The organism is Actinocatenispora sera, assembly GCF_018324685.1.
Taxonomy (GTDB): domain Bacteria; phylum Actinomycetota; class Actinomycetes; order Mycobacteriales; family Micromonosporaceae; genus Actinocatenispora; species Actinocatenispora sera.
Window position 1 is genome coordinate 3,237,589 of sequence record NZ_AP023354.1, and the last position, 20,829, is coordinate 3,258,417.

General features: G+C 73.6%; 23 protein-coding genes and 1 pseudogene. 14 read left to right on the forward strand and 10 right to left on the reverse strand.

All coding sequences use genetic code 11. The annotated features are described in order from the left end of the window. The first annotated feature begins 6 nt into the window (after positions 1–6). Positions 7–1,815, forward strand: a complete 1,809-nt coding sequence (locus Asera_RS15570) for a serine hydrolase domain-containing protein (RefSeq protein ID WP_030448691.1) — start codon at positions 7–9, stop codon at positions 1,813–1,815. Between the two features lie 113 nt (positions 1,816–1,928). Then, entirely contained in the window at positions 1,929–2,468 is a 540-nt protein-coding gene (locus Asera_RS15575; RefSeq protein ID WP_169745902.1) for a GNAT family N-acetyltransferase, read from the forward strand. A gap of 72 nt (positions 2,469–2,540) precedes the next feature. On the opposite strand, the gene Asera_RS15580 is transcribed toward Asera_RS15575, so the two are convergent. The 3 genes from Asera_RS15580 to Asera_RS15590 all read right to left on the reverse strand — a co-directional run bounded on the left by Asera_RS15580 (position 2,541) and on the right by Asera_RS15590 (position 5,758). Next, on the reverse strand, positions 2,541–3,800 hold the full coding sequence (locus Asera_RS15580) for a hypothetical protein (protein ID WP_035298081.1): 1,260 nt from the start codon (positions 3,798–3,800) through the stop codon (positions 2,541–2,543). Between the two features lie 193 nt (positions 3,801–3,993). Continuing rightward, entirely contained in the window at positions 3,994–4,515 is a 522-nt protein-coding gene (locus Asera_RS15585) for a DUF1003 domain-containing protein (RefSeq protein ID WP_030448693.1), read from the reverse strand. Next, positions 4,508–5,758, reverse strand: coding sequence for a magnesium transporter MgtE N-terminal domain-containing protein (locus Asera_RS15590; RefSeq protein ID WP_030448694.1), 1,251 nt, complete (start codon positions 5,756–5,758; stop codon positions 4,508–4,510). The genes Asera_RS15585 and Asera_RS15590 overlap by 8 nt, the downstream gene beginning before the upstream one ends. Positions 5,759–5,921: 163 nt before the next feature. On the opposite strand from Asera_RS15590, the gene Asera_RS15595 reads away from it, so the two are divergent. Beyond that, entirely contained in the window at positions 5,922–6,773 is an 852-nt protein-coding gene (locus Asera_RS15595; RefSeq protein WP_030448695.1) for a PhzF family phenazine biosynthesis protein, read from the forward strand. A gap of 139 nt (positions 6,774–6,912) precedes the next feature. Here the strand turns inward: Asera_RS15595 and Asera_RS15600 are convergent, their stop codons facing one another. Then, positions 6,913–7,422, reverse strand: a complete 510-nt coding sequence (locus Asera_RS15600; RefSeq protein ID WP_030448696.1) for a hypothetical protein — start codon at positions 7,420–7,422, stop codon at positions 6,913–6,915. Positions 7,423–7,469: 47 nt separating this feature from the next. Continuing rightward, positions 7,470–8,096 carry an AmmeMemoRadiSam system protein A gene (gene amrA / locus Asera_RS15605; protein WP_084132485.1) on the reverse strand — a complete coding sequence of 209 codons (627 nt, stop codon included), beginning with the start codon at positions 8,094–8,096 and terminating at the stop codon, positions 7,470–7,472. 254 nt (positions 8,097–8,350) lie between these two features. Here amrA and Asera_RS15610 point away from each other — a divergent pair, with 254 nt between their 5' ends. After that, the gene (locus tag Asera_RS15610; protein WP_051802789.1) at positions 8,351–9,151 is read left to right on the forward strand and encodes an SDR family NAD(P)-dependent oxidoreductase; all 801 of its coding nucleotides are present in this window, start codon (positions 8,351–8,353) and stop codon (positions 9,149–9,151) included. A gap of 21 nt (positions 9,152–9,172) precedes the next feature. Here Asera_RS15610 and Asera_RS15615 read toward each other — a convergent pair whose 3' ends face one another. Together Asera_RS15615 and Asera_RS15620 are read right to left on the reverse strand one after the other, a co-directional pair. Continuing rightward, entirely contained in the window at positions 9,173–9,673 is a 501-nt protein-coding gene (locus Asera_RS15615; RefSeq protein ID WP_051802790.1) for a DUF4190 domain-containing protein, read from the reverse strand. 230 nt (positions 9,674–9,903) lie between these two features. Then, a complete protein-coding gene (locus tag Asera_RS15620; RefSeq protein WP_084132519.1) occupies positions 9,904–11,535 on the reverse strand; it encodes an Rv2578c family radical SAM protein in 1,632 nt (543 codons plus the stop codon). Between the two features lie 346 nt (positions 11,536–11,881). On the opposite strand from Asera_RS15620, the gene Asera_RS15625 reads away from it, so the two are divergent. Continuing rightward, entirely contained in the window at positions 11,882–12,265 is a 384-nt protein-coding gene (locus tag Asera_RS15625) for a thiol-disulfide oxidoreductase DCC family protein (RefSeq protein ID WP_030448701.1), read from the forward strand. A gap of 92 nt (positions 12,266–12,357) precedes the next feature. Here the strand turns inward: Asera_RS15625 and Asera_RS15630 are convergent, their stop codons facing one another. Together Asera_RS15630 and Asera_RS15635 are read right to left on the reverse strand one after the other, a co-directional pair. Then, on the reverse strand, positions 12,358–13,233 hold the full coding sequence (locus tag Asera_RS15630; RefSeq protein WP_342344421.1) for an MFS transporter permease: 876 nt from the start codon (positions 13,231–13,233) through the stop codon (positions 12,358–12,360). Further along, the gene (locus Asera_RS15635; protein WP_244843901.1) at positions 13,230–13,727 is read right to left on the reverse strand and encodes a hypothetical protein; all 498 of its coding nucleotides are present in this window, start codon (positions 13,725–13,727) and stop codon (positions 13,230–13,232) included. Before Asera_RS15635 ends, Asera_RS15630 begins: the two co-directional genes overlap by 4 nt. 199 nt (positions 13,728–13,926) lie before the next feature. On the opposite strand from Asera_RS15635, the gene Asera_RS15640 reads away from it, so the two are divergent. The 8 genes and pseudogenes from Asera_RS15640 to Asera_RS15675 all read left to right on the forward strand — a co-directional run bounded on the left by Asera_RS15640 (position 13,927) and on the right by Asera_RS15675 (position 19,757). Further along, positions 13,927–14,706 (forward strand): DUF695 domain-containing protein, encoded by a 780-nt coding sequence (locus Asera_RS15640; RefSeq protein ID WP_030448704.1) that lies wholly within the window; start codon positions 13,927–13,929, stop codon positions 14,704–14,706. Between the two features lie 136 nt (positions 14,707–14,842). Further along, positions 14,843–15,361, forward strand: a complete 519-nt coding sequence (locus tag Asera_RS15645; RefSeq protein ID WP_030448705.1) for a hypothetical protein — start codon at positions 14,843–14,845, stop codon at positions 15,359–15,361. Positions 15,362–15,484: 123 nt separating this feature from the next. Further along, positions 15,485–16,099 (forward strand): annotated as a pseudogene (locus tag Asera_RS15650) (TrmH family RNA methyltransferase); the annotation flags it as partial. 149 nt (positions 16,100–16,248) lie between these two features. Next, positions 16,249–16,890 (forward strand): DUF6758 family protein, encoded by a 642-nt coding sequence (locus tag Asera_RS15655; RefSeq protein WP_030448707.1) that lies wholly within the window; start codon positions 16,249–16,251, stop codon positions 16,888–16,890. 236 nt (positions 16,891–17,126) lie between these two features. Further along, positions 17,127–17,285, forward strand: a complete 159-nt coding sequence (locus tag Asera_RS15660) for a hypothetical protein (protein WP_169745903.1) — start codon at positions 17,127–17,129, stop codon at positions 17,283–17,285. 8 nt (positions 17,286–17,293) lie between these two features. After that, on the forward strand, positions 17,294–18,082 hold the full coding sequence (locus tag Asera_RS15665; RefSeq protein WP_051802791.1) for a PH domain-containing protein: 789 nt from the start codon (positions 17,294–17,296) through the stop codon (positions 18,080–18,082). Between the two features lie 131 nt (positions 18,083–18,213). Then, positions 18,214–19,092 (forward strand): PHP domain-containing protein, encoded by an 879-nt coding sequence (locus Asera_RS15670; RefSeq protein WP_157035091.1) that lies wholly within the window; start codon positions 18,214–18,216, stop codon positions 19,090–19,092. 56 nt (positions 19,093–19,148) lie between these two features. Next, a complete protein-coding gene (locus Asera_RS15675; RefSeq protein WP_030448710.1) occupies positions 19,149–19,757 on the forward strand; it encodes a MarC family protein in 609 nt (202 codons plus the stop codon). Positions 19,758–19,818: 61 nt separating this feature from the next. Here the strand turns inward: Asera_RS15675 and Asera_RS15680 are convergent, their stop codons facing one another. Further along, positions 19,819–20,403 (reverse strand): TetR family transcriptional regulator, encoded by a 585-nt coding sequence (locus Asera_RS15680; RefSeq protein WP_030448711.1) that lies wholly within the window; start codon positions 20,401–20,403, stop codon positions 19,819–19,821. A 101-nt stretch (positions 20,404–20,504) separates the two neighbouring features. Between Asera_RS15680 and Asera_RS15685 the strand changes: the two genes are divergently transcribed. Further along, positions 20,505–20,777 (forward strand): putative antibiotic biosynthesis monooxygenase, encoded by a 273-nt coding sequence (locus Asera_RS15685; RefSeq protein ID WP_030448712.1) that lies wholly within the window; start codon positions 20,505–20,507, stop codon positions 20,775–20,777. The last annotated feature ends 52 nt before the right edge of the window (positions 20,778–20,829 follow it).

Sequence of the window (20,829 nt, forward strand, 5' to 3'; positions counted from 1 at the left end):
ACACGCATGTCCGAGATTTCCCGACGGTCATCGGTTTCCCGGCGGTCGCTGCTGCTCGGCGGTGCCGGTGGAGCCGCCGCCATCGCGCTCGGCGGTACCGGCGCCCTCGCGCCCGGCGCCGCCGCCCAGGCCGCGCCGGTCGGCCACCGGGGCGACCCACCCACCGCCACCGAGGCCGACATCCGGTTCAGCCCGGGCCGCACCCTGCGCAGCGGCCGGCCCGGCCAGGTCGGCCTGGTCGGCGACACCGTCCAGGCGATGCCGGACGACCTCGCCCGCTACCTGACCACCACCCCGGAGAACCCCAGCCACCCGATGTACGCCGGCGCCGCGGTCATCGCCGTCAAGGACGGCGTGATCGTGCAGCACGCCGCCGTCGGCGACGCGGTGCGCTACACCCTCGACGGCACCACCGTGGTGGAACTGCCGGAGTCCCAGCGCATCGCCGCCAGCACCGACACCATCTGGGACCTCGCCTCGATGTCCAAGCTGTTCACCGCCACCTCGGTGATGCAGCTGATCGAGCAGGGCAAGGTCGACCTGAACGCGCCGGTCGTCACCTACCTGCCGGCGTTCGCCTCGCACGGCAAGTCCGACATCACCGTGCGCAACCTGCTCTGCCACACCAGCGGGCTGATCCCCGACCCGATTCCGTCGCTGTGGGCGGGCTACCAGACGATCCCGGAGCGCAAGGCCGCGATCCTGGACACCACGCCGTCGGCGCCGCCGGACACCCAGTACGTCTACTCCGACCTCAACTTCCTCACGCTCGGGCTGATCATCGAGACGATCAGCGGGCAGAGCCTGGACGTGTACGTCCGGGAGCACATCACCGAGCCGCTCGGCCTGCACGACACCATGTACAACCCGCCCGCCGCGCTCAGGCACCGCGTCGCGGCCGAGGAGTACGAGCCGTGGGCCGACCGCGGGCTGGTCTGGGGCCAGGTGCACGACGAGAACGCGTGGGCGCTCGGCGGCGTCGCCGGACATGCCGGCGTCTTCTCCACCACCCACGACCTCGCCATCTTCGCCCAGATGTACCTCAACGGCGGCCGGTACGGCCGGGCCCGGATCCTGAAGGACGAGACCGTGCGGCTGATGCTGCACGACTACAACGGCGCCCAGTTCCCGTACGACACGCACGGGCTCGCCTGGGAACTCGGCCTCAACTGGTACATGGGTGCGCTCGGCTCGCCGGTCACCTTCGGGCACACCGGCTACACCGGTACCTCGATCGTGGTGGACCCGCTGTCGCACTCGTTCGTCATCCTGCTCACCAACCGGGTGCACCCGAGTCGCGACTGGGGCTCCAACAACATCTCCCGCCGCGTCGCCGCCGACGACCTCGGCCTGGCGCTGCCGGTGCAGGCCACCCACCACGCGTACTACAGCCGCACCGACCACGCGGACAGCACGCTGACCGTGCCGGTCCCGGACGGGGCGACCACGCTGCGGTTCCGCCTCTGGTACGACACCGAGCCGCTGTCGGACTTCCTCACCCTGCAGGCGTCCGCCAACGGCACCGACTTCACCGGGCTGTCCTGCGACCTCGCCGGCGGCCCGTGGTCGTGGACGGCCGGGGACGGCTCGGTCAACGGGTACGGCGGCCGGCGCTGGCTGTCCGGCACCGCGCAGGTACCGGCCGGCACCACGGCGCTGCGCTGGCTGTACGCCACCGACCCGAACTCGCAGGGCCGCGGCGTCTACGTCGACGACGTCACCGTACTGGGCAGCCACGGCGTCCTGTTCGACTCGCGCCGATCCGCCGACGCGGCACGGATTTCGCTCATCGGCTGGACGCGGCTCGACGGCTGAGCCAAGATGACGGCAACCGGCCGCGTGCCCTTTCCACCCCTTGGGGCGCGCGGCCGTCGTCTCGGCTCCGGCGCAGCACCCTGCCCGGGCCGTACCGGACGGGGGTGGTGCGGGTGAGCCGGGAGATCGTGACGTGGTCGGCCGACGAGGTGCTGGCCAACGCCGATCGGCTGGCCGCCGTCTACGGCGTCGCGTTCGCCGCATACGGCGAGACCGACGACGACACCGCCGCGTTCCGGCACCGGTCGCTGCCCACCCACGCCCGCCGCGACGACTTCCGCTGCGTCGTCGTGCTCGACGACGACGAGCTGATCGGCTTCGGCTACGGCTACCAGGGCGCGCCCGGGCAGTACTGGACCGACCGGGTCGCCGACCTCGCCCCGCCCGCGGTGGTCCGCGGCTGGCTCGGCGGGCACTTCGAGGTGGTGGAGCTCGCCGTACTGCCGGCCAGCCAGGGCCGCGGCCTCGGCGGCGCGCTGCACGACGCGCTGCTCGCCGACCTGCCCCACCCGGCCGCGCTGCTGTCCACCTGGCAGTACGACACGCCCGCCCGGCGGCTCTACCTGCGCCGCGGCTGGCAGCCGCTGGCCGAGCTGCCCGACGCCACCCTGATGGGTACCCGCCTCCCGTTCGGCGCCGCTCGACCCGCCTGACCCGGCCACCACGTCGATCGAGGTCCCGTGCTCGGCGGGCCGGGTGCGACCCGCCGATCGGCGGGCGCGGCCTCAGCCGGCGTCGCCGGCGTCCGCGCTCGCCGGAGGGTTGGCGGGCTGCGTCGTCGGCGCCTCGCTGCTCGGCGCCTCGCTCGGCGAGGGCGCGGTGCTGTGCGTCGGGGTCGGTGTGCCGGTGCGCGCCGGCCCGGTACTCGGCTGGCGGCCGGGCGACGTGCTGTCGCTCGGGCTCGGCGCGTTCGAGCCGCTCGGACTCGGGGATCCGCCGCTGTCGCCGCCGTCGTTCGCCCCGGTGGTCGACCGCCCGTGGTGGCTGCCGCCAAGGACCGCGCCGGCGGTACTGCCGCTGTCGCCGTGACCCCACAGCGCCGAGAACGACGTACCCATCAGCGCCTCGATCCCGGTCAACGCGCCGAAGGCGAGCACGAAGATCAGCGCGGCGCTGCCGGCCAGGATCGCCACCCGCCGGGGCAGCGACCGCCGGCGCGGCGCCCCGTAGACCCCACCCGGCCGGCGCGAACCGCCCGTCCTGGCGCTCTCCGCCGCCCGCTGGAGCGGCCGGGTCGGCGAACCGCCCGCCCGGGCGCCCACCGCCGTCCGCCCGAGCGGCCGGGTCGGTTCGTTGCTCGGGTCGAGCGGGTGGGTCGGTTCGATGGTCGTGTCGAGCGGTCGGGTGGCCTCGTCGTTCGGGTCGAGCGGGCGGCTCGGTTCGCCGCCGTCGGGCTGCGGTACCGCGGCGCGCAACGGCTGGCTGGGTATCCGCGCCGTCGCCGACACGACCGGGGCGGAACCCGTACCGGCCCTGCCGGGCGCCGTCGCGCCCGTGCCACCGGCCGCCGCGACGCCCTGGCCGGCCTCGGCGCCCCGGACGGTCCCGTGGCCCTGGCCAGGCTCGGCGCCCCGTACCGGTGCCGTGCCCCGGCCCGCCGGGTCGGTGCCCGTGGCGGTACGGCTGGTCCCGGCGGTCGTGGCGCCGGCGAGGGCGGCGGCGACGCTGCCGATCGCGGCCTGCGCGTCGCCCGCGGCGGCCCTGGTGGCGCCGTTGCGCCGCAGCACCTTGACCTGCGCGCCCTTGAGCGTCTCCGCGCCGCGCTTGAGCGACGCGGTGTAGAGCGCGTTGCCCACCGTGGCGACGACGCTGACCAGCGCGGTACCCACGATGGTGCCGGCGACGCCGAGCGCGGACGCGGCGACCGCGGCCGAGACGGTGGCGGCGACCGACGCGACGATCTGTACCCCGGACAGCTCGATGCGGCGCCGCTTGCTGCGAGTCGCGGGCTCGCCGGTGGCGGCTCGGGTCTCGTCGGGGGGCACCGTCGTCCTCTCTGGGGGCAGGGGAGGACCGGCACATCGGTGGTCGTGGCCGGACCTCGTGGCCCTTCTACTGTGGCCGCGACCTGCTGGTTCGTTCAGTGGTTCGGGACCGATGTGGGAGACGACACCGGATCCCGGTTACGCACGCCACTGCAACCGCGACGCACCGTGTCGACGCCGACGCGGACCGACGTCACGGCTCGGGCGTGGCCGCCGGTACCGGGTTCGGTGGGTCCCGGCGGTCGATCTCCTCGATGAGCCGGGACAGCTCCGAGCGGACGAAGTCGCGGGTGGCCACCTCGCTCAGCGCGATCCGCAGGGCGGCGATCTCCCGGGCCAGGTAGTCGGTGTCCGCCTTCTGCGCGGCGGCCCGGCGGCGGTCCGCGTCCGCCTGGATCCGGTCCCGGTCGTCCTGCCGGTTCTGCGCCAGCAGGATCAGCGGCGCCGCGTACGACGCCTGGGTGGAGAAGAACAGGTTGAGCAGGATGAACGGGTACGGATCCCAGCGCATCCCGGCCAGCCCGATCAGGTTGAAGCTCACCCAGAGGATCACCACCACCGTCATCACCACGATGAACTGGGCGGTACCCATGAACCGGGCGGCGGCCTCGGCGAACCGGCCGAACGTGTCCGCATCCCAGCGCGGCAGCCGGAACCGGCCCGGGACCCGCGGCTGGTCCAGCCGGCCACGTACCGGCCGCTCCCCGTCAGGCACGGTCCCGGTCCCGCCAGTCCTCGGGCAGCAGATGGTCGAGCACGTCGTCCACCGTCACCACCCCGACCAGCCGGTTCAACTCGTCCACCACCGGCATCGCGACCAGGTCGTAGGTCGCCATCTGCCGGGTCACCTCGGCGATCGGCGTCTGCGGACCGACCGGGTCCAGGTCGTCCACCACCACGCCGCCGACCAGGTCCGACGGCGGTTCCCGGAGCAGCCGCTGGAAGTGCACCATGCCCAGGAACCGGCCGCTCGGGGTCGCCGCCGGCGCCCGGCTGACGAACACCTGCGCGGCCACCACCGGCGACCGCTTCGGCTCCCGGATCGCGGCCAGCGCCTCGGCGATCGTCACGTCCGGCAGCAGGATCACCGGATTGGTCGTCATGATCGACCCGGCGGTACCGGCCGCGTAGTCCATCAGCCGCCGCACCGGCGCCGCCTCCGCCGGCTCCATCAGCGCGAGCAGCTCGTCCTTCTCCGGCTCCGGCAGTTCGGCCAGCACGTCGGCGGCGTCGTCCGGGTCCATCGACTCCAGTACGTCCGCGGCACGCTCGACGCCGAGCGACTCCAGGATCTCCACCTGGTCGTCGTTGGGCAGCTCCACCAGCACGTCGGCCAGCCGGTCGTCGTGCAGCGCGCCCGCCACCTCCAGCCGGCGCCGGCCGGACAGGTCCTGCAGCGTGTTCGCCAGATCCGCGGCGCGCATCTGGTCCAGCACCGCGAGCAGGTTCGCGGTGCCCTGCTCACCGGCCGCGTCGGACAACCCGGTGACCTGCTCCCAGTCGACCTGGCGCAGGTGGCCGCGCCGGCCCAGGTGGGTCGGCGTCGCGCGCACCGCCAGCCGGCGCAACGTCCACTCGCCGGACCGCTCCTGCTCCATCCCGACGTCCACCACGCTGCCCGGCCGCGGGTCGCTGCCCGGCTCGGTGACGCTCACCCGCCGGTCCAGCAGGTCCTCCAGGACCAGCACCTCGCCCGGCTTCTTCTCGAACCGCTTCAGGTTGAGGGTGCCGGTCGACAGCAGCACCGCGTCCGCCTCGATCGTGGTGACCCGGCCGATCGGTACGAAGATCCGGCGCCGAACCCCGATCTCGACCACCAGGCCGACCACCCGCGGCGGGGCGTTGCCGGGGCGCATCCGGGCCACCGCGTCGCGCACCCGGCCGACCTGGTCGCCGTTCGGGTCGTACACGACGATGCCGGCCAGGCGCGCCACGTACACCCTGGTCGCCGCTGCCACGCCGCCAGCCTAACGACTCGGTGGACGGTAGCGGCGCAAACGCCGCGCCAGGCGCATTCGGCGTGTGCCGCGCGTCCCACTCCGGTACCGCTGGCCGCGCTCGGGGTCCACTGTGGCCGGAGTGGCACTGTCCGGACCCGGCCCGGGGCTCTACGGTTTCGGCATGCTTCGGTACGAGATCGTCGACGTGTTCACCGACCGGCCCTACGCCGGCAACCCGCTCGCCGTGGTGTTCGGCGCCGACGCGCTGGACGACGCCCAGCTGCTGTCGATCGCCGGCGAGTTCAACCTGTCCGAGACCGCGTTCGTGCTGCCGGCGGCCGCCGGAGGCAGCTACCGGGTGCGCATCTGCACGCCGCAGACCGAGCTGCCGTTCGCCGGCCACCCCAGCGTCGGCACCGCCGCCACCCTGGTACGGCTCGGCCGGCTCGCGGCGGGAGCGCTGATCCAGGAGTGCGGCGCGGGCAACCTGCCGGTCGAGGCGACCGCGCAGCGGGCCACGCTGACCGGTGGCGAGCCGAGCGTCGGGCCCGACCTCGACCCGGCGCCCTACCTCGACGCCGTCGGGCTGACCGCCGCCGACCTCGCCGGCCCGGCGCCGCGGCTCGCCGGTTCCGGGATCGACTCGGTACACCTGCTGGTGCGACCGGACGCGCTGGCCCGCACCGCGCCCGAGGTGGCGAAGATCCGCGCGGCGGCACACACCATCTCGGTCAGTGCCTGGGATCCGGCCACCGCCACCTCCCGGGCCCGGGTGTTCGCCGGCGATCTCGGCGTACCGGAGGATCCGGCGACCGGCTCGGCGGCGCTGGCGCACGGCGCGTACCTGGTGGCGGTCGGGCTGCTCCCGGCCGACGGCGTCACCGGCTACACCGTCCGGCAGGGCGTCGAGATGGGTCGACCATCCACACTGGAATGTGAGGTCACCGCGGTTGCCGGCCGCGCCACCCGCTGCCGGGTCACCGGCGAGGTCGTCCCCGTCGCCGCGGGCGAACTGCGCGAACCACCGCGCTGACCGACATCCACCGCGGCGCCGCCCCCACGACGCGATCGGCCGGCCCCGCCAGTGGTGTCGCCGCCCGCCGACCGCGTGCGTTGCCGGCCATCGTCAACGCCGCGCGGGTCGGCGGCGGCGTGGCGGCCGGCCGCTCGGGTCAGCGGCGGCGCGGGGTGCGGTGCAGGTGGAACGGGGTTGCGGTGCGCCGCGCCGCCGGCGTCTCCGGCGCCGGTGCGGCAAGCGATGCGTCGGGCAGCGGCGCCGGCGCACCGGCCGGCGTCAGCCGCGACACCACACATTCGGCTGCCCAGCGCGCCCCGGTGTCCTCGTCCGCGGGCAGGTTGAGCCGCTTGGCCGCGAGTTGCGGGACCACCCGCTCCCATTCCTCGCCGCCCGGCTCGACCCGCCGTACCGACGCCGGCCAGGTCACGATCCGTCCGCCGCTGTCGCCGCGTGCGGTCACCGTGCACCGCTGCGCCTCCGCCAGCCCCGGCACCGGCTGCTCGCCCGGCCCGGACACCACGTACAGCGCGCCGTCCAGCCACGCGCACCACACCGTGCTGGCCTGCTCCGGCGGCCGGCCGGGCAACTCGGCGAGCCACGCCACCGACGCCTTCCGCATCGCCTCGACGACCAGCGGTACCGGTTCCTCCGGGGAGTTCGTCACCGCACCATCCTGACCGATCCGGGCCCAACCGTCAGCCGCGCCGCCTGTCACCGGCCGAGCGGGCCGCGCGGCGCACGATCGTGGAACTCGACCGTGCGGTACCGGCTCGCGGCGAGTCCCGCCGGCCAGCCGCCGGCCGGCCAGCCGCCCTTGACCAGCAGCCGGTCCAGGAACACGGCCGGATCGGCGATCTTCGCCCACACCGCCGGCAGGAACGTCGAGCGCCGCACCCCGTCGGTCAACACCAGGCCGTCGATGCCCGGACGCAGCGCGGCGAGCAGCTCCGCCCGGCCGGCCACCGCCAGCGGCTCGGCCGGGGTCAGCACCGACACCTCGACGTCCAGCTCCGGCCAGTCGTCCGCGGACACCGGCGGCAGCCGCGGGTCACGCATCGCCCGGGCCGCGTTGCGGGCCACGTCCAGAAACAGCGGCCGCACCGGCCGCAGCGACCCGATGCAGCCGAGCAGCCGGCCGCGCCGCTCCAGCGTCACGAACGACGCCCCCGGCTCCGACAGCACGGGCTCCCCGGGCGGCGCCACCGCGGGCTCGGCGCCGACCAGGCGGCGCCGTACGGTCTCCACCGCCAGCCCGGTCAGCGCCGCGCCCTGCGCCTCGGTCAGCGTGCCGGCACCCGCCACCCGCTCGCTCGGTTCGGCTTCTGGGTCGATTGTCATGATTCACCCGCAGCTTTCCGATCGATGAGGCCGATCCACGGCGCCGTCCCGGCGGTGGCCCCCAGCACCGTGGTACCGCACCCGGTCCACTCCCGCCACCGCGGTTCACCGGGTCGGCCGACCCGGCATCCGGATGCCGCCGGCGCGGCCAAACGCCGTACCGGACCGGGTCGGACACCGTAGGTTCGCACTACCGCGGAGAAGGGCCGCGCGAGTCGTTGCGCCGTCGCGCACGGAAAAGGGAGGATCACGGCATGACCGACCAGACGAGGCAGGACCTCCCGGCTCCGCTGACCGACGACCTGACCGGGCGCACCGCCCTGGTCACCGGCGCCGGCAGCCCCAACGGCATCGGCTTCGCCACCGCTCGCCGGCTGGCCGCGATGGGTGCCCAGGTGGCGATCGTGTCCACCACCCGCCGCATCCACGACCGGGCCAAGGAACTCGGCGCCACCGGCTTCGTCGCCGACCTCACCGACGAGTCGGAGGTCGGCGCGCTCGCCGACGCGGTCACCGACCAGCTCGGCGACGTCGACGTGCTGGTCAACAACGCCGGTCTCGCCTCCAAGACCAGCCCGGAGGTGTTCCGGCCGGTCACCCAGCTCAGTCACGAGCAGTGGCGGGCCGAACTGGACCGCAACCTGACCAGCGCGTTCCTGATGAGCCGGGCGGTGGTCGGGGCGATGGCCGAACGCGGCTGGGGCCGGGTCGTCAGCGTGTCCGCCACCGAAGGGCCGATCAACGCGATGCCCACCGAAGGCGCGTACGCCGCGGCCAAGGCCGGCGTGCTCGGCCTGACCCGGGCGCTGTCGATGGAGCTGGTCGCCGACAACGTCACCGTCAACGCGGTCGCCCCCGGGCTGGTGCACACCGACGCGTCCACCCTCACCGAACTGCGGCAGGGCCTCGACACACCGATGGGGCGGCCCGGTACCGCCGACGAGGTCGCCGCCGTGATCGCGTTCCTGTGCACCCCGTCGGCCTCGTACGTCACGGGGCAGCTGATCGTGGTCGACGGCGGCAACAGCATCCGCGAGTCGCACTACCGCGGCTGAGCCGATCGCCTGCCGGCCGGGTCAGCCGCCGAACAGGCCGGTGAGCACCGGCAGCACGAAGCTGTAGCCGTCCGAGCCGCTGTCGTAGCTGCTGCTGCTCGCCGTCGCACCCACGATCAGCACCAGGAAGCCGATGTAGCCGAGGCAGCCCAGCACGTACAGCCCGGCGAAGACGTAGCCGACGATCAGCCCGGCGATGGCCAGCCCGTCGCCCTGCTCGCCGGAGACCCTGATCTGCTTCTTCGCGATGTGCCCGAAGATGATGCCGAGTATCGACCCGATGATCGGCACCACGAAGGCGCCACACAGCGCGCAGACCAGCGAGGCGATGGCCATCGAGTTGGTCGTGGTCGACTGCACCTGGTAGCCGTAGCCGGCCTGGCCGTACGGCGGCGGCCCGTACGGCGGCGGCGGCCCGTACGGCGGGGGCTCGCTGCCGGAGGGCAGCGCGTACGGCGAGTAGGGCTGCTCGTCGTAGTAGGGGCCGCCCGGTGGCTCGCCCTGGGGCGTTGGCCAGCTCATCGGTGTGTCCTTCCGTGCCAGCCCCGTTCGGAGCGTGACCCGTCTCGCCCGAGCGCAGACCGGGTCCTGTGGGGGTGCGCCCGAGGTTACCTGTCGCGTGCACGTCGACGCTCGTGGCACGGACGTGTCCGGCGTTGTCGGTCAGCCGGGCGGGCCCGGCACGCCACTGCCCTCCGCCAGCCGGCGCGCACGGGCGACTCGCCTCGCTCGGCCGGGGTTCCCGACGCGCTCTAGACCAGGCGCAGCTGTTCTGCCGGCGGCGCCTGCGGGGCGGTGTCGCCGACTTCGCGAAAGTTGCCGGCCGACCGGTCCGGCAGCCCGTGCCGGCGGCACGCGGACCGCACCCGGGCGACGACGGTGCGCTGGTAGGCGGCCGGGGCGTAGCTGCCGTTGCGGTAGAGCCGCCGGTACGGCTGGACCAGTCGCGGGAAGTGCCGCTCCAGGAACGCCTGGTACCACTCGCGGGCACCGGGTCGCAGGTGCAGCACGATCGGCGTGATGCTGGTGACGCCCGCCTCGACCAGCGCCGCCACGGTGCGGTCCAGCTCGGCCTCCTGGTCGGTGAGGCCGGGCAGGATCGGTGCCATCAGCACCGAGCAGCCGATGCCCGCGTCGGTGAACCGGCGGACCAGGTCGAGCCGGCGTGACGGCGCCGGGGTGCCCGGCTCGACCAGCCGCCACAGCGTCTCGTCCAGGAACCCGATGGAGAAGGCGACCGACACGTCGGTGACCGCCGCGGCCTGGGTGAGCAGGTCCTGGTCTCGCTGGATCAGCGTGCCCTTGGTCAGGATCGAGAACGGGTTGGCGTGGTCGCGCAGCGCGCCGAGGATCTCGCGCATCAGCCGGTAGCGCCCCTCGACCCGCTGGTACGGATCGACGTTGGTGCCCATCGCGATCGGCTCGCCGCACCACCGGGGCGAGGCCAGCTCGCGCCGCAACAGTGCCCCCGCATTGACCTTCACGATGATCTTCGAATCGAAGTCGTGCCCCGCATCCAGATCCAGATAGGTGTGCGTGTTCCGGGCGAAGCAGTTGTGGCTGACCACGCCGTTCGCGAGGAAATCCCCGGTTCCGGTGGTGATGTCGTACATCACGCGTTCCTCGGCGAGATCCTCGATCGAGACGACCCGCAGATCCGCGCCGCACTCGACCCCGGTACCGATCGGCGTCCGCACAGGGTCGACCGGGTACAGGTGCGTCGCAAGGGCCCCGTCGCCTCGGCTGGTACCGGACCGGTACCCGCGGCGGTGGTCCGGCCGTGCGGCGGCCGGGACGGGATGCGAACCGAGGCCGAGCAACGTGTCGCCGGTGCCGAGGTGCGGCCGCCGTGCGGAGCCGCCCGCCGCTTCGCGGACGTGTTTCCAGCCGCGCTCGGTCAGGAACCGGTGATCGCCGCTGGCCACGATGGTCGTGCCGTCGGCGAGCGTGACCCGGTGCGCCCGCTTCACGGTGCGCCAGTGCGCCAGCACCCGGGTCGGGACGTATCGCCGGTCGACGCCGTCCCGGCGGGTTCCGCAGATCTGGTCACCGACGTGTAGCTCGGCGATCGGGCGCGAACGCCCGTCCGCGAGCAGCACCCGTGTCGCGCCGTCCAGGCAGTAGACGCAGGCATGGGTGCAGCCCCGGTAGGGGTTGATGGTCCAGCGGAAGGGCATGGCCGACTCGCCGGGGACGCGGTTGATCAGCGACTTGGCCTGGATCTCGATCGCCATCGCGTCTTCGGTGCCGGCGATGACCGGCCCGGTCGGGGCGAGGTGCAGGCCCGCCCGACCCGAACCGCGCCGCTGCGCCGCCGGATCGGGCAGGTCGAGCGGCAACGCCTGCTCGGCCAGGTGGTCGGCCCGCTGCTGTTCCCAACGCATGCCCTCCATTCGAACACACGTTCGATCCATCGTCCACCGAAACGGCTGATCCGATCGCCGCGAAGGGCGAGCCTGACCTGCCCGGACCGGCGCCGGCTGCGCGACGTGCCGGCCGCGCCGCACGTGCCGGCCGCCGGTACGGCGGAAACGGTCGCTGGGAAATTCGGCGGGTGGACGAGCTGCGCAGGATCTTCGACCAGGCCGGGTGCCGGGGCACGATCCGGGTGTCGTCGTCGACCGACGGCGCCTCGGCCTGAGCGGCCGCGGCGACCGGTGCCGAGCCGGTGTCGGGGGACACCGGCGTCTTCGGTGGCCGGGGAAACCGAACAGGGGCAGGATTGGCGGTATGACCGGCGATCGCCCCACGTTTCTGTTCGATGGCGACTGCGCGTTCTGCTCGAGCTGCGCGGGGTTCATCGAGCGGCACATCCCGACCCGGGCCGCCGTGCTGCCCTGGCAGCGGGTCGACCTCGACGCGCTCGGCGTCAGCCAGCAGCAGGTCGACGAGTCGGTGCAGTGGATCGACGCGGCCGGAGTCGCGTCCGGGCCGGACGCGATCGCCCGGCTGCTGCGCGATGCCGGTTCGTTCTGGCGGCCGCTGGGCGTGGTGCTCGGCGCGCCGCCGGTGCGCTGGCTGGCCTGGCCGGTGTACCGGTGGATCTCCCGGCACCGTGACCTGATGCCCGGCGGTACCGCCGCCTGCGCGCTCCCCGCCGCCGACCGCCACTGACCACCGCCGATCCGCGACTGACCCGCCGCCGACCCGCCGCCGACCACTGGCCCGCCCCGCCCACCGGCTGGCGCCGGCCGAGCCAGACGACGCTAGCCGGGCAGCGGGGGAGCGGGGTCGGTGCCGCGGCGCAGCAGCCGGGCCGCCCAGCGCACCGGCCGCACCCGCTCCAGCGGCAGGAAGCTCGTCATCGCGATCAGGTGCGGGACGAAGCTGATCGTCACCGCCGCGAACACCATCAGGTGGAACGCGTACATCAGCGCGACCTGCAGGTAGTACCAGCGGCCGCGGAGCAGGAACACGACCGGTGTGGTCAGCTCGAACGCGACGATCAGGAACTGCACCACGACCAGCAGATGCGGTACGTGGGTGGACCACTCGACGAGTTCCGTGCCGCGGCGCAGCACCGCGCGGGTCATGGTGGCGCCGGTCAACCACTCCAGCCCGCCGAACCGGAACTTCGCCCAGGACGACAGGAAGTAGGTGGCGACCACCGCGAGCTGGGTGCACCGCAGCGCCCACCCGGCCCGCTCCGACCGGGTCGGGTCGCCGTGCCGCGCGGCACCGACGGTCGGCAGTACGGCCAGCGCCACCAGCAGGTCGAACCGGTCGTGGTCGACCTTGCCGTAGCTCATCGCGACGAGCATCCACTCCAGGTACAGCGCGAAGACGAGCCAGCCGAGCAGCCGGGGCGCGCGACCGGTGGCGGCCAGCAGCGCGGCCGCCAGCAGTACCCAGAACAGGGCGGTGATCAGCAGGTGTCCGGGGGTGGGCAGCGGCAGCAGCCGGCCGATCAGCAGCGGCTGGTAGAGCGTGCCCGGCACGTCGGCGTGCAGCCGTACCCACGGCGTGAACAGCACCAGGTCGGCGGCCACGAACAGGTAGACGAGGGTACGGAACGCGGCGATCCGGCCCAGCGGCATCGGGCTGGTGAACCAGCGCCCGAGCGCGCGAACGGCCGCGGTCACCGGGCCCGCCAGGTGGCCTCGGTACGTTCGGTGTAGGCGCCGGTGGGCCGGCCGTCGCGCAGCGCCAGCAGCCGGACCACGACGTCGATGCGCACCAGCCGCGGCGCGTCCGGCTGGCGCCGGTGGTACGCGGTGGCGATCGCGCCGAGCAGCTCCGGGTGCTGCTCGATGCGCGGCAGCTGCCCTTCCAGCTCGGCGCGGCGGAACCCGGTCTGGGTGTCGGTGAGCTGCAGGTGCCGGCCGGACGCGTCGACCGCGTGCAGCCGGGTGTCGTGCACCGGCGCGTTCAGCCTGTCGGCGGTCGCGTACATCCGGAACGGGCCGAACGGGAAGTCGTCGTCCTGCCCGACCAGGGTGCCGGCCAGCAGCAGCGCCACACCGGCGAGCGCCACCACGACCCGCAGGGCGCGGCCGCGCGGGCTCAGCCGCCGCACCGGCGGGTCGTCCGGTACCTCGTCGCCGGTGCCGGCCCGGGTGGTGATCTGCCCCTGCATGCGCAGAGTCTGGCACGCCGCTCGCACCCGCGGGTGGACCCCTGCCCGCCGTACCGCCACGGTCGACAGGTGTCGTGCCGGCCGGGCGGGCGGGCGGCCGGTACGGCAGACTTGCCGGCGGTGGCCGGGTACGGTCGCCGCGTCGACGGGCCGTTCGCCGGCCCGGCAGCACATCGTTCCGCTCGAGGGAGTCGCCGTCGTGCCGCTGTTCCGCCGCAACAAGCCGAGCTGGGAGCCGGACTGGCAGACCTTCCCGGGCCGGGTACCGGCGTCCGCGGACCGGCCGGAGGCCGACGCGATGCTGCACGCCGACCTGGCCGCGGTCGCCGCCGCGCCGGTCGCGGAGCTGCCGGTACGGCTGACGGTGCGGGTCGCCTTCGGCGCCACCCGGCCGGACGGCTCGCCGGCGGCGGGCGCGGCGCACCAGCTCTACGTGTTCGAGGACAAGCTGGCCGCCGAGGTGGCCAAGCGCGCCGACGGGCAGTACGTGGGCCGGGTGATCAGCGCCGGCGAGTGCACGTTCGTGTTCCAGCTGCCGGCCGAGCCGGGGGAGCTGAAGCTGCCGGCCGGCCCGGAGCTCGCGACCGGTCCGGCGGTACCGGTGCAGCACGTCGAGGCCGACCCGGACTGGAGCTACGCGCGGGCGGTGTTCACCAAGGACCCGGCGGCCGAGCAGCGCAGCTACAATCGTCCGCTGGTGGCGGCGCTCGTGGCCCGGGGCGACCGGGCGGAAATACCCCGGCCGATCGAGCACTCGGCGCACTTCGCCGACCAGGCCGGCGCCGGCGCGAGCGGCAAGGAGCTGGGCGCGCTGGGCTACCGGGTCACCGCGAGCACCGATCCGGAGGGCGGCGTCACGCTCACCGCGGTACGGGCCGCGCCGCTCACCGCCGTCGACGAGGCGTCGGTGCAGGTACAGGCGGTCGTGCAGGCACACGGCGGCGACTACGACGGGTGGGGCAGCGACCTGGTCCGCTGACCGGCGGGTACCGCACGGCAGCCTGACGTATCGTCGTCGATCCGACACCTGACGTGGTGGCACCGGGTCGGGAACGCCCCGTCATCGGACATTCCGGCTCTATGCTGAGACCGGAGCCGAGGGTGCGGAGGCGAACATGACCAGTCAGACGCAGCACCGGGACGTCACCGACTTCACCCCGCACGAGTGGCAGCTGCTCGTCGAGCTGCCGGAGCGGGTGGTGATCGCGGCGACCTCCGCCGAGGCGGACGGGATGCGCCGCACCATCGACGAGGGGCTCGCCGGCGATCGCGCCATCGAGACCGGCCGGCACTCGGACAGCCCGCTGGTGCGCCGGGTCGCCGCCGAGTTGTGGACCGACGACGACACCGAGGCGCCGCGGCCGGCCGCGGTCGAGTTCAACGACCGGGCGCGCGGCGTCGCCGACGTGCTCGCTGCCTGCCGCCGGGCGGCGGACGTGCTCGCCGCCAAGGCCGCGCCGGCCGACGCCGCGGCGTACCGGGACTGGATCGGCGCGATCGCCGACCGGGTCTGCGCGGCGGCCCGGTCCGGTGGCTTCCTGGGTATCGGCGGCGAGGCGGTCTCCGCGGCCGAGCGGCGCTTCCTGGCCGAGCTGGCCGCCGCCTTCGGCGACCCGTTCGACCGTGCTCGCTGATCGCGCTGCGCCGGGCAGCGGTCGACCATGCTCGCTGATCGCGCCGCTCCCGGGGCAGCGTTCGACCGGGTCTGCTGGCTGCGGCCGGTCGGCGGGCCGGGCGCCGCGCCGTATCGTCGGATCGTGCACGACGAACAGGACAGCGGCGTCGGCGTCGGCCCCTGGGCGGGCCCGTGGCCGGACGATCCCCGGCTCGACCCGGAGTTGCTCGCCGGCGGTGACCGGCGCAACGTGGTCGACCGCTACCGGTACTGGCGGCGCGAGGCGATCGTGGCCGACCTGGACACTCGCCGGCACGACTTCCACGTGGCGGTGGAGAACTGGCAGCACGACTTCAACATCGGCACCGTGGTGCGCACCGCGAACGCGTTCCTCGCCCGCGAGGTGCACATCGTCGGCCGGCGCCGCTGGAACCGCCGCGGCGCCATGGTGACCGACCGGTACCAGCACGTCCGGTACCACCCGGGCATCGAGGAGCTGCTGGCGTACGCGGCGGATGCGGGCCTCACCCTGGTCGGCATCGACAACCTGGCCGGGTCGGTACCGCTGGAGTCGGTGACGCTGCCCCGGCGCAGCCTGCTGCTGTTCGGGCAGGAGGGGCCGGGACTGTCCGAGCCGGCCCGGCGGGCGGCGAGCCTGGTCTGTTCGATCGCCCAGTACGGCTCGACCCGGTCGATCAACGCGGGCGTGGCGAGCGGCATCGCCATGCACGCCTGGATCCGGCAGCACGCGACGCCGCCGACCGAGCCGGCGGCCGGCAGCGTGCCCGCCGGTGCCGGTGCCGGTGCCGGTGCCGGTGCCGGTGCCGGTGCCGGTCCGGGGCCGGTCGGGCCGATGCCGGTGGCGTCGACTTGACGCGACCGGTGCAGACGATCACCGTGGGATGAGTGAGCGGGGCGAGGTGCCCACGATGCGGACGACCGGTCCACCGGTCGGACACCGGGCACGCCGAGTGGGTCTGCGCGCGGCACGGCTCGGTGCCGCCGCTGCAGATTCCGGCCGGGGTCGGCCCGGCCGAGGTGGACGCGGTGCGTGCCGGCGGCCGGGTACCGCTGTGGTGCCCGTGGCCGCCGCTGCCGGACTGGATGCTCACCGGTGTCGGCTGGGCCGGTGACGTGCCGGCCGGCGCGGTGGCGACCGTGTCGGCCTGCTCGGGCCCGGCGCCGCTGGGTGGCCCGGCCGACGTGGTCCTGGTGGCCGAGGAGCCGGGTGTCGGGCTCGGCTGCTGGTTCGCCGGGATCGGTGGCACCGACCCCGGCCCGGTGCTCGGCGCGGCGGTGTCCGCGGGCGTGGCGCACGCCAAGATCGTCGCGGGTGGCCATCCGACGCCGCTGTGGTCCGTGCCGTCGATCGACGACCGCAGCGTCTACGTCGGCGAGGCGAAGGGCCTCTGGCTGTACGCGATAGCCCATCCGGCCTCGGCCGGCTACGTGCTCGCCGAGCACGTCGTGCTGCACGATCTCACCGATTCCCGACCTGCGGAACTCAGGTACGGAGCGTTGTCGCCGTACCTGTCCGCGGTGCGCTGAGCGGATCCGGCCCTACCAGCGACGTCGGTCGAATGGCCGAGGATGCCCGAACACTGTGCGTACCGGCGCGGTACGTGGCGACCGACCGTGCCCGGATCGTCGGGTACCGTGTTGGAGGGCGACGTGACGCGGTGCCGGAATAGTGTGGGATTACCCTGGTGAATTCAGGGCTGGAGATTCACAGTATGGCGTCTAGCTGATACGCTCAGTAGCGATAGTGACGTCGGGGAGGGACAATGATCAAGAAGATCCTCACCTGGGGTGGCCTGGCCTTCCTGATTTTCTTCATCGCCTACAAGCCCACTTCGGCCGCGACGGTCGCCAAGACCATCGGCGGTGGCATTGTCGACATTCTGACCGGCGTGGGTAACTTCTTCTCCAGCCTCGTGGGTTAATTTGAGGGATGCACCGCGACGAGGCCGACCGGTCGGCGGATGACGCTCGGCGCGACACCGAGCCCATCCCCGGAATGGCGCATCCCCCAAACCTGGCCGACGATCTGCTGGGCGACGGCGACTCGCCGCCACCCAGCGGTCGGGCCGACATTCCACCGCCGATCGAACCGGCCGGCGGCTACTCCGACACCGACGACTTCGACACGGCCACCGGGCTGCCCCACGACGGCCCGCGCCGGGTCACCTCGGTCGAGCCGGAGCCCAGCGCCTATGTCGCGCGCTACCTGTTCCCGACGGAGAAATACCGCGGCGAGTGGCGTCGGCACTGGATCCACATCATCGTGCCGATCATCGTGCTGATCGTCGCGACGTTCCTGATGGGCTTCGTCAGCAGCCTGCTCGCCCACTACAAGGCCGACATCGCGGTCACGGTCGTGGTGCTGCTGTGGGTGCTGTCGCTGATCTGGGTCGGCTGGCGCGCGTTCGACTGGTTCCAGGACAGGTTCATCCTGACCAACAAGCGGGTCATGCTGATCAACGGGCTGATCACCCGCAAGGTGGCGATGATGCCGCTGCTGCGGGTCACCGACATGAAGTACCAGCAGTCCCCGCTGGGCCGGATGCTCAACTACGGCACGTTCGTCCTGGAGTCGGCCGGTCAGGACCAGGCGCTGCGCGAGGTGCCGCACCTGCCCAACCCGAACGAGCTCTACCTGCGCGTCGTCGAGGAGATGTACGAGCCGGAGGCGGTCGAGGCCCGGCTGGGCGAGTCCGAGGCGGACGGCAGCGACGCCTGACCCGATCGGCCGGCAGCGACGCCGCCCCGGTCGTCCGGATCGGTCGGCAGCGACGCCGCCCCGGTCGGCCGGCAGCGACGCCGCGCCGATCGGTACCGACCGGCGCGGGTCGCCCCGGCACAATGAGCGGCATGCGCATCGACCTGCACGTGCACTCCTCGGCCAGCGACGGTACCGATTCGCCGGCGGCGCTGCTGAGGCTGGCCGGTGAGGTCGGTCTCGACGTGGTCGCGCTGACCGACCACGACACCACGGCCGGCTGGGCGGAGGCGACCGCGGCGGTACCGCCGGGATTGACGCTGGTGCCCGGCATCGAGATCTCGGCCCGCTGGTGGGAGGCGCCCGGCTCGCCGATCGGTCTGCACCTGCTCGCCTACCTGCCCGACCCGGACGAGCCGGAGCTGGCCGCGGCGCTCGCCGGGGTCCGGCACAACCGCAGCACCCGCGCCCAGCGGATGGTCGACCTGCTGCGCGCCGGCGGCATCGACGTCACCTGGGACGAGGTGCTCTCCGACGCGGCCGGCGCGCCGGTCGGCCGGCCGCACCTGGCGCAGGCGCTGATCCGGCGCGGGCTGGTCGACACGGTCAGCGAGGCGTTCGCACCGCAGTGGCTGGGGCAGCAGTTCCGGCTTCCGAAGGACGATCTGGAGGTCTTCCACGCGCTGCGGCTGATCCGTGGCGCCGGCGGGGTGCCCGTGTTCGCCCACCCGCTCGCGCACCGGCGCGGCCGGGTCGTACCGGATGCGGTGATCGCCGAGATGGCCGCGGCGGGCCTGGCCGGGCTGGAGGCCGACCACCCCGACCACGGGCCGGCCGAACGCGACCACGCCCGGCGGTTGGCCGCCGACCTCGGCCTGTTCGTCACCGGCTCCAGCGACTACCACGGCAGCAACAAGCCGACCGGTATCGCGGTCGAGCTGACTAGCCCCGCCTCGTACGAGCAGATCCTCGCCCAGGCGACCGGCACCACACCGGTGGCGAGCCCGGTCACCCCGGACCGCACCGGCTGATCACACCGGCGATCGAGCTGGTATCCGTGTGTGGTCGCAGGAGGGGGTGGCGGGGGATGGATCTGCAGCTGTTCGGCACGGCGGTGGTGACGCTGTTCGTCATCGTCGACCCGCCCGGTTCGGTACCGATCTTCCTCGCACTGACCCGCAGCATGGACTTCCGCGCCCGGAACAGGGCCGCCTGGCAGGCGGTGTGGTTGTCGTTCGGGGTGATCGTGGCGTTCGCGGTCGCGGGCGGCCAGATCCTCAAGTACCTCGGCATCTCGCTGCCGGCGATGCAGGCGGCCGGCGGCTTGCTGCTGCTGCTGGTGGCGTTGGAGCTGCTGACCGGTAAGCAGGACGACCCGGACTCGACCGCCACCTCGAACGTCGCCCTGGTACCGCTGGGTACCCCGCTGCTCGCCGGCCCCGGCGCGATCGTGGCGTCGATCGTGTTCGTCCGGCAGGGCGACGGGATCGCCGACTACGTGGCGATCGCCGCCGCGATCGTCGCGGTGCACGCGATCATCCTCGGCTTCCTGCGTTTCTCCAACGTCATCGTCCGGGTGCTCAAGCAGGGCGGCATCGAGGTGCTGACCCGGATCTCCGGTCTGCTGGTCGCCGCGATCGCGGTGCAGCTGATCGCCGATGCGATCGCGAGCTTCGTGCACCAGTACGGCGGCTGAGCCGCAGCCCGCCGCGCCGGCTGGTCACGGGCGCCTCTCCCGGCGTGCCGGCCGCGGCGGCTCAGCCGGCGATCCGGCGCACCATGGCCACCAGCGCGGCGCGCCGGCCCGCGGGGGTGTCCGCGTCGGCCCCGGCGGTCATCATCCGCACGATCTGCGGTACCGAGAGCCACCAGACGGTCAGCGCGACCACGGCGTAGAGCAGGTACGCCGGGTTTTCTGCGGCGTTGACGGTGCCGCGGCGCTGCGCCTGCGCGAGCGCGGCCACCTTGCCGGCGTAGTACCGGGTGCGGTCGGCCTCGGCGGGGACCGGCTCGTCGCCGGCCTGCAGCCCCTCCCAGTGCATCAGCCGGACCAGGTGCGGGTGCTCGGCGTGGTAGTCGTAGACCCGCCCGGCGTACTCGCCGAGGTCGTCGGCGAGCGCGTCGGTGAGCGGTACCGCGGCGGCGAGCCGGCCGAGTTCCTGGTCGAGCACGACGCCGAACAGCTGCTGCTTGTTGCCGAAGTACTGGTAGATGCGTTCCTTGTTGACGCCGGCCGAGCTCGCGATGCGATCCATCCGGGCGCCGACCGGGCCGTGTTGCGCGTACTCCTGGACTGCGGCGTCGAGCAGGAGCTGTCGGGTGCGTGCGGTGTCCCAGGCCATGCGTCGAGCATACGGCAATTCCAACTGCCCAGTTGCATTTCCGGTCGCCGCCGTGGCAGTATCCAACCAGCCAGTTGGAAATTGCTCCGAGAGGGAACACGATGACTGAGCCGTCCGCCACCGTCGCCCGCACCGCCTGCCCCGCGGCGCCTACCGTCCCGTCGGTGCACCGGCGCGCGGCACTGACCTGGATCGCCGTGTACGGCGCGATCACCACGGCGCAGTTGCTGTTGGGCGACCTGATCGGCGCGCTGCCGCTGCCGCTGCGCACCCTGGTACTCACCGGGTTGGTGGTGCCGCTGGTGGTCTACGTGCTGGTGCCCCGGCTGCTACGGCTCGACGCCGCAGTGACCCGCCGCAGCCCCCGGCGTTGAGTCGGTGCGGTGCGGTGCGGTGCGGCCGGAGGTGGTGGTCGCACCGGATCAG